This is a genomic window from Paracidovorax anthurii, assembly GCF_003269065.1.
GTDB classification, from domain to species: domain Bacteria; phylum Pseudomonadota; class Gammaproteobacteria; order Burkholderiales; family Burkholderiaceae_C; genus Paracidovorax; species Paracidovorax anthurii.
In genome coordinates this window covers 1-7,450 of record NZ_QLTA01000099.1, presented here as the reverse complement: position 1 = coordinate 7,450, position 7,450 = coordinate 1, and the positions used below count along the sequence as shown (strand labels likewise).

The following is a 7,450-nucleotide window of genomic DNA, read 5'->3' as shown; positions in this document are numbered from 1 at the left end:
GCACACAAATGGCGATGCAAGGGGGGGATGAGCTGATGCTGCTCTTCAACCGGGATCGGCACAGTCGTAACTGATTCGTGCAGAGAATCCCTAGGGGTTCGTTTGGGCGATCGCCCCGGGGCGTCGCCGCAGCACTGGCTGTCGGGCGGCGCGGGCCTCCAATTTCTGGGTGAGGGCGGGTGGCCGCACAGGTCGTCTGCCATTCCCGCTGCGCAGCGAAGCCCGCGTATGCGGTTTGCATGCGCCATGCCGACTGCCTGTGCGGCCTTGGGGAGGAATGGGTCCGCCAACATCAATCGGCGTCTGCACGTGCTCGCCTGCGGATGGCTCCGGTTGCCGTGGAATGGGGCGGCCTCAATAGAATCCCCGCATGACCGACGACACCCCCACGCCCCGGGGCTACTACGCCCGCCACATCTTCTTCTGCCTCAACGACCGCATCAACGGCGAGGACAGCTGCGCCCATCACGGCGCGAAGGAAGCGTTCGACCACTGCAAGGCCCGCGTGAAGGCCGAGGGGCTGGCCGGCCCGGGCCGGGTGCGCGTGAACAAGGCCGGCTGCCTGGATCGCTGTGCGGGCGGTCCCATCGCGGTCGTCTATCCCGAGGGCACCTGGTACACCTACGTGGACGCGAGCGACATTGACGAAATCGTGGAATCGCACCTCAAGAATGGCCAGGTGGTCGAGCGCCTGCTCACGCCGCCGGAACTCGGCCGCTGAAACGGCCTCAGAGTCCCCGTTTCCGGTATTTCAAGCGGCATGTCGGCATCGATGCTGGGCATGAAGCTATTGTTTTGGTAGCAAAAACGTGAACGCCCAGACTGAACGCCTGACCTTCGCCGGCGCGGCCGGCGCCATCGAGGCGCTGCGCGACCCGGCCGTACCGGCCGATGGCGCCGTGCCGCGCGGCGTGGTCGTGATCGCGCATCCCCATCCGCTCTTCGGCGGCACCATGGACAACAAGGTCGTGCAGACCCTTGCGCGCGCCTTCGTCGCCAGCGGCTGGACGGCCGTGCGCTTCAACTTCCGTGGCGTCGGTGCCACCGCCGGCGCCTACGACGAGGGCCGTGGCGAACTCGACGACCTGCTCTCCGTGATCGAACAGGCCGCGCCGCAGGGGCCGATCGCCCTGGCGGGCTTCTCTTTTGGTGCCTTCGTCACCAGCCACGCGCTGGCCCGCCTCTGGGGCGCGCGCAGCATCGAGCGCGCCGTGCTCGTGGGCACGGCCGCCAGCCGGTTCACCGTGGCGCCCGTGCCGCCCGAGGCCCATGAGCACACCCTTGTCGTGCACGGCGAGCAGGACGACACCGTGCCGCTCGCCGCCGTCATGGACTGGGCCCGTCCCCAGATACTCCCTGTGACAGTCGTGCCCGGTGGCGGACACTTCTTTCACGGACAATTGCCGCTGCTCAAGAGCCTCGTGATGCGGCATCTCGCGGCCCAGGCCTGATGCGGCGGCATCTCCGCCATCTCGTCCTAGTCGGCCCGCGCTCCTCTCCCTTCCGCCTTCTTTCTTCCGCTATCCCGGACCGTTCCGCATGCCCGTTTCCCTGAAGTCCTTCCTTCCCTCGCTGCGCTCCTTTGCCCTGGCCGCCGTGCTCGCGCCTGCTGCGCTCTGGGCGCAGACGCAGGCCCCCCAGCCACCCGAGATCGCCGCCCGCAACTATTTGCTGCTTGACGTGACGGCTGGCCAGGTACTCGCCGCCAAGGACATCGATGCGCCCGTGGAGCAGGCATCGCTCACCAAGCTCATGACCGGCTACCTTGTCTTCGACGCCCTGCGCGCCAAGAAGATCGCGCTGGAGCAGAAGCTGCCTGTGAGCGAGCGCGCCTGGAAGATGCCGGGCTCGCGCATGTTCATCGACCCGAAGATGCAGGTGCCCGTGGAGGACCTGATCAAGGGCATGATCGTGCAGTCCGGCAACGATGCCACCATGGCCCTGGCTGAGGGCGTGGGCGGCACGGCCGAGAATTTCGTGAAGCTCATGAACGACCAGGCCAAGGCCCTGGGCATGAAGAACACGGCCTACAAGAACCCCGAGGGCCTCACCGAGCCTGGCCACACCACTACCGCTCGCGACCTGGGCGTGCTGGCCACCCGGCTCATGAAGGACTTCCCGGAATACATGCATTACTACGCCACCAAGCAGTACGCGTATCCGGGCACCCCGCCTTCCAATGGCACCAACCGCAACTCCCTGCTGTTCCGCGATCCCACGGTGGACGGCCTCAAGACCGGCCACACGGCCGCCGCCGGCTATTGCCTCGTGGCTACCTCCAAGCGCGACTTCCCCAACGTGGGCCAGCGCCGCCTGCTCTCCATCGTTCTGGGTGCGTCCAGCGAAAACGCCCGCGCCAACGAAAGTCAGAAGCTGCTGAACTGGGGCTACACCGCCTACGACGCTGTCAAGCTCTTCGATGCAGGCCAGCCCGCTGCCACCCCCGCCGTGTGGAAGGGCACGCAGAGCGCCATCAAGATCGGTCGCCCGGAGCCCATCGTCATCACCGTGCCGTCGGGCTCCGCCGGCAAGGTCACGACCCAGATCGTGCGCCAGGATCCGCTCGTCGCCCCCTTTGCCAAGGGGCAGGCCATCGGCACGCTCAAGGTCACGCTGGGCGACCAGCCGATCGCCGAGGTGCCACTGGTCGCGCTCGAAGCCGTCGAGCAGGCGGGCATCTTCGGCCGGGCCTGGGATGCGATCCGGCTCTGGATCAAGTAACGCGCCGATGTGCCCAGGCGCGGCTTGCCCGCCACGCTCATTGCCTTGAAGTGGGCAAGCTGATACATTAGAAGGCTTTTCGGAATTTCCGAAGGGATTCACGTCTTCGCTCGAACCGAATCCATCGGGCGGAAGTTTTCACGTTTAGGGACGATTCATGCCAACCATCAACCAGCTCGTGCGTCAGGGGCGCGAGGTCGAAACGACCAAGTCCAAGAGCCCCGCGATGCAAAACTCTCCACAGCGCCGTGGCGTGTGCACCCGTGTGTACACCACGACGCCCAAGAAGCCGAACTCCGCACTGCGCAAGGTCGCCAAGGTGCGTCTGACCAACGGCTTCGAAGTCATCTCCTACATCGGCGGCGAAGGCCACAACCTGCAGGAACACAGCGTGGTGCTGGTCCGCGGCGGCCGTGTGAAGGATCTGCCCGGTGTGCGTTACCACATCGTGCGCGGTTCCCTCGACCTGCAAGGCGTCAAGGACCGCAAGCAAGCCCGTTCCAAGTACGGCGCGAAGAAGCCCAAGGCCAAGTAAGCCCTGCGCTTTTCGTCAGAGATATCCGGTGCTGTATCCCGCGTGGCGCGGAGATCCAGCGTAGTGGCCCGAAGCGCAGCAAGGCTTGCGTGGGTCGAGTAAGTGGGAGTCCCAGATGGCTCTCGCGGTGCCCGAAAGGGGCGCCAACTGAAGCAAACATGAGGTGAAAAATGCCACGTCGTCGCGAAGTCCCCAAACGTGAAATCCTGCCGGATCCGAAGTTCGGCAATGTCGAGCTGTCCAAATTCATGAACGTGATCATGGAAGGCGGCAAGAAAGCAGTTGCAGAGCGCATCATTTACGGCGCCCTGGAACTCATTCAGAAGAAGCACCCCGACAAGGACCCCCTGGAAGCCTTCACCGTTGCCATCAACAACGTGAAGCCCATGGTGGAAGTGAAGTCCCGCCGCGTGGGCGGTGCCAACTACCAGGTGCCCGTGGAAGTGCGCCCCGTGCGCCGTCTGGCCCTGTCGATGCGCTGGATCAAGGAAGCCGCCCGCAAGCGTGGCGAGAAGTCCATGGCCCAACGCCTGGCCAATGAGCTGCTGGAAGCCACGGAAGGCCGTGGCGGCGCGATGAAGCGCCGTGACGAAGTGCACCGCATGGCCGAAGCCAACAAGGCCTTCAGCCACTTCCGCTTCTAAAAGCCCACCCTCCATCTCGAAGGCCGGGAGCCCGATCCGCCATCTTGGCGGGCGGGCTCTTTGGCTGTTAACGAAAGACCATCATGGCACGCAAGACCCCCATCGAGCGCTACCGCAACATCGGTATCTCGGCCCACATCGACGCTGGCAAGACCACGACCACGGAACGTATCCTGTTCTACACGGGTGTGAACCACAAGATCGGTGAAGTGCATGACGGCGCCGCCACCATGGACTGGATGGAGCAGGAGCAGGAGCGCGGCATCACGATCACGTCGGCTGCCACGACCTGCTTCTGGAAGGGCATGGACATGTCCTACCCCGAACACCGCTTCAACATCATCGACACCCCCGGCCACGTGGACTTCACCATCGAGGTGGAGCGTTCCATGCGCGTGCTCGATGGCGCCTGCATGGTGTACTGCGCCGTGGGCGGTGTGCAGCCCCAGTCGGAAACCGTCTGGCGCCAGGCCAACAAGTACAAGGTGCCCCGCCTCGCGTTCGTCAACAAGATGGACCGCACCGGCGCCAACTTCTTCAAGGTCTATGACCAGATGCGTCTGCGTCTGAAGGCCAACCCTGTGCCCGTGGTGATCCCGATCGGCGCCGAAGAAAACTTCACCGGTGTGGTCGATCTGCTCAAGATGAAGGCCATCATCTGGGACGAAGCCTCGCAAGGCATGAAGTTCACCTTCGAAGACATCCCGGCCGATCTGGTGGAATCCGCCAAGGAATGGCGCGAGAAGATGGTCGAGGCCGCCGCCGAAGCGTCCGAAGAACTGATGAACAAGTACCTGGAAGAGGGTGACCTCTCCGAGGAAGAGATCAAGACCGGTCTGCGCACGCGCACGATCGCGACCGAAATCCAGCCAATGCTGTGCGGCACCGCGTTCAAGAACAAGGGTGTGCAGCGCATGCTGGATGCCGTGATCGACTACCTGCCGGCACCTACGGACATCGAAGACGTCAAGGGTACCGACGAAGACGAAAACCCCGTGACCCGCAAGGCGGATGACGGTGAAAAGTTCTCCGCACTGGCCTTCAAGCTGATGACCGACCCGTTCGTGGGTCAGCTGACCTTCGTGCGCGTGTACTCCGGCGTGCTGACCAAGGGCGACACCGTCTACAACCCGATCAAGGGCAAGAAGGAGCGTATCGGCCGTATCGTGCAGATGCACGCCAACGAGCGGATCGAAGTCGAAGAAATCCGCGCCGGCGACATCGCTGCCTGCGTGGGCTTGAAGGACGTGACGACCGGCGAAACGCTGAGCGATCTCGACTCCCAGATCATTCTGGAGCGCATGGTGTTCCCTGAGCCTGTGATCACGCAGGCCGTGGAGCCCAAGACGAAGACCGACCAGGAGAAGATGGGCATTGCCCTGCAACGCCTGGCCGCCGAAGATCCTTCGTTCCGCGTGAAGACCGACGAAGAGTCCGGCCAGACGCTGATTGCCGGGATGGGCGAGCTCCATCTGGAAATCATCGTGGACCGCATGAAGCGTGAATTCGGCGTGGAAGCCAATGTGGGCAAGCCCCAGGTTGCCTACCGCGAAACCATCCGCAAGACGGTGGAAGAAGCCGAAGGCAAGTTCGTGCGCCAGTCCGGTGGTAAGGGCCAGTACGGCCACGTTGTGCTCAAGATCGAGCCGAACGAAGCCGGCAAGGGCAACGAGTTCGTCGACGCCATCAAGGGCGGTGTGGTTCCTCGTGAATTCATCCCGGCGGTTGAAAAGGGCTTCAACGAGGCCGTCACGCAAGGCGTGCTGGCTGGTTACCCGGTGGTGGACGTCAAGGTCACGCTGCACTTCGGTTCGTACCACGACGTGGACTCGAACGAACTGGCGTTCAAGATGGCTGCCATCTTCGGTTTCAAGGAAGGTTGCAAGAAGGCCGGTCCGGTCATTCTCGAGCCCATGATGGCCGTTGAAGTGGAAACGCCGGAAGACTACGCCGGTACCGTGATGGGTGACCTGTCGTCCCGTCGTGGCATGGTGCAGGGCATGGACGACATGGTGGGCGGCGGTAAGGCCATCAAGGCCGAAGTGCCCCTGTCCGAAATGTTCGGCTACTCGACCTCGCTGCGCTCCGCGACGCAAGGCCGTGCCACGTACACGATGGAGTTCAAGCACTACAGCGAGGCTCCGCGCAACGTGTCCGAGGCCATCGTCTCTGCCCGCGCCAAGTAAGCGCTAGATCGGCTGTCGGTGCTTGGTTCTCAAGTGCTGACAGCCTTCCTGCTTCGATAGCAACGCAGTTTCTGCAATCTGCGATCCGATGCCATCCTGTCGCGCTGTGCGGGGTGATTCAGCAATCGGATGCAGACGTTAAATCCCGACACAGGCATTGCTCTTTGGAGAAAAGAAATGGAAAAAGGTAAGTTCAAACGTACCAAGCCCCACGTGAACGTGGGCACGATCGGCCACGTGGACCATGGCAAGACGACGCTGACGGCAGCCATCGCCACGGTGCTGTCCGCCAAGTTCGGCGGCGAAGCCAAGAAGTACGACGAAATCGATGCGGCTCCCGAAGAAAAGGCCCGCGGCATCACCATCAACACCGCCCACGTGGAATACGAAACGGCCAACCGCCACTACGCCCACGTGGACTGCCCCGGCCACGCCGACTACGTCAAGAACATGATCACCGGTGCCGCCCAGATGGACGGCGCCATCCTGGTGTGCTCGGCCGCTGACGGCCCGATGCCCCAGACCCGCGAACACATCCTGCTGGCCCGCCAAGTGGGCGTGCCTTACATCATCGTCTTCCTGAACAAGTGCGACATGGTCGACGACGAAGAGCTGCTCGAGCTCGTCGAGATGGAAGTGCGTGAACTGCTGGACAAGTACGACTTCCCCGGCGACGACACTCCCATCGTGCGCGGCTCCGCCAAGCTCGCTCTGGAAGGCGACAAGGGCAAGCTGGGTGAAGAGGCCATCATGAAGCTGGCTGAAGCCCTGGACACCTACATCCCCACGCCTGAGCGTGCCGTGGACGGCGCATTCCTGATGCCCGTGGAAGACGTGTTCTCCATCTCCGGTCGCGGTACCGTGGTGACGGGTCGTGTCGAGCGTGGCGTGATCAAGGTCGGCGAGGAAATCGAGATCGTCGGTATCCGCGACACGCAAAAGACCACCTGCACGGGCGTGGAAATGTTCCGCAAGCTGCTGGACCAAGGCCAGGCTGGCGACAACGTGGGTCTGCTGCTGCGCGGCACCAAGCGCGAAGACGTCGAGCGTGGCCAAGTGCTGTGCAAGCCCGGCTCCATCAAGCCGCACACGCACTTCACCGCCGAGGTGTACGTGCTGTCCAAGGATGAAGGCGGCCGCCATACCCCCTTCTTCAACAACTACCGTCCGCAGTTCTACTTCCGCACGACCGACGTGACCGGCGCCATCGAGCTGCCGGCCGACAAGGAAATGGTCATGCCCGGCGACAACGTGTCGATCACCGTCAAGCTGATCAACCCCATCGCCATGGAAGAAGGCCTGCGCTTCGCCATTCGTGAAGGCGGCCGCACCGTCGGCGCCGGCGTCGTGGCAAAGATCATCGC

The 7,450-nt window shown here is 63.4% G+C and carries 7 protein-coding genes; all 7 read left to right on the top strand.

Going from position 1 to position 7,450, the window contains the following annotated elements:
- The first annotated feature begins 370 nt into the window (after positions 1 to 370).
- Complete coding sequence (locus AX018_RS23990) at positions 371 to 721, top strand: (2Fe-2S) ferredoxin domain-containing protein (protein WP_111882757.1); 351 nt, start codon at positions 371 to 373, stop codon at positions 719 to 721.
- A gap of 88 nt (positions 722 to 809) precedes the next feature.
- On the top strand, positions 810 to 1,451 hold the full coding sequence (locus AX018_RS23985) for an alpha/beta hydrolase (protein WP_111882754.1): 642 nt from the start codon (positions 810 to 812) through the stop codon (positions 1,449 to 1,451).
- 88 nt (positions 1,452 to 1,539) lie between these two features.
- On the top strand, positions 1,540 to 2,721 hold the full coding sequence (locus AX018_RS23980; RefSeq protein WP_111882752.1) for a D-alanyl-D-alanine carboxypeptidase family protein: 1,182 nt from the start codon (positions 1,540 to 1,542) through the stop codon (positions 2,719 to 2,721).
- A gap of 157 nt (positions 2,722 to 2,878) precedes the next feature.
- Positions 2,879 to 3,256 carry a 30S ribosomal protein S12 gene (gene rpsL / locus AX018_RS23975; RefSeq protein WP_011793518.1) on the top strand — a complete coding sequence of 126 codons (378 nt, stop codon included), beginning with the start codon at positions 2,879 to 2,881 and terminating at the stop codon, positions 3,254 to 3,256.
- A gap of 170 nt (positions 3,257 to 3,426) precedes the next feature.
- Positions 3,427 to 3,900 (top strand): 30S ribosomal protein S7, encoded by a 474-nt coding sequence (gene rpsG, locus AX018_RS23970; protein ID WP_111882750.1) that lies wholly within the window; start codon positions 3,427 to 3,429, stop codon positions 3,898 to 3,900.
- Positions 3,901 to 3,983: 83 nt separating this feature from the next.
- Positions 3,984 to 6,086 (top strand): elongation factor G, encoded by a 2,103-nt coding sequence (gene fusA, locus AX018_RS23965; RefSeq protein ID WP_111882747.1) that lies wholly within the window; start codon positions 3,984 to 3,986, stop codon positions 6,084 to 6,086.
- A gap of 177 nt (positions 6,087 to 6,263) precedes the next feature.
- Positions 6,264 to 7,450 (top strand): elongation factor Tu (gene tuf, locus AX018_RS23960; RefSeq protein WP_111879388.1); only part of this gene is annotated, 1,187 nt, incomplete at its 3' end.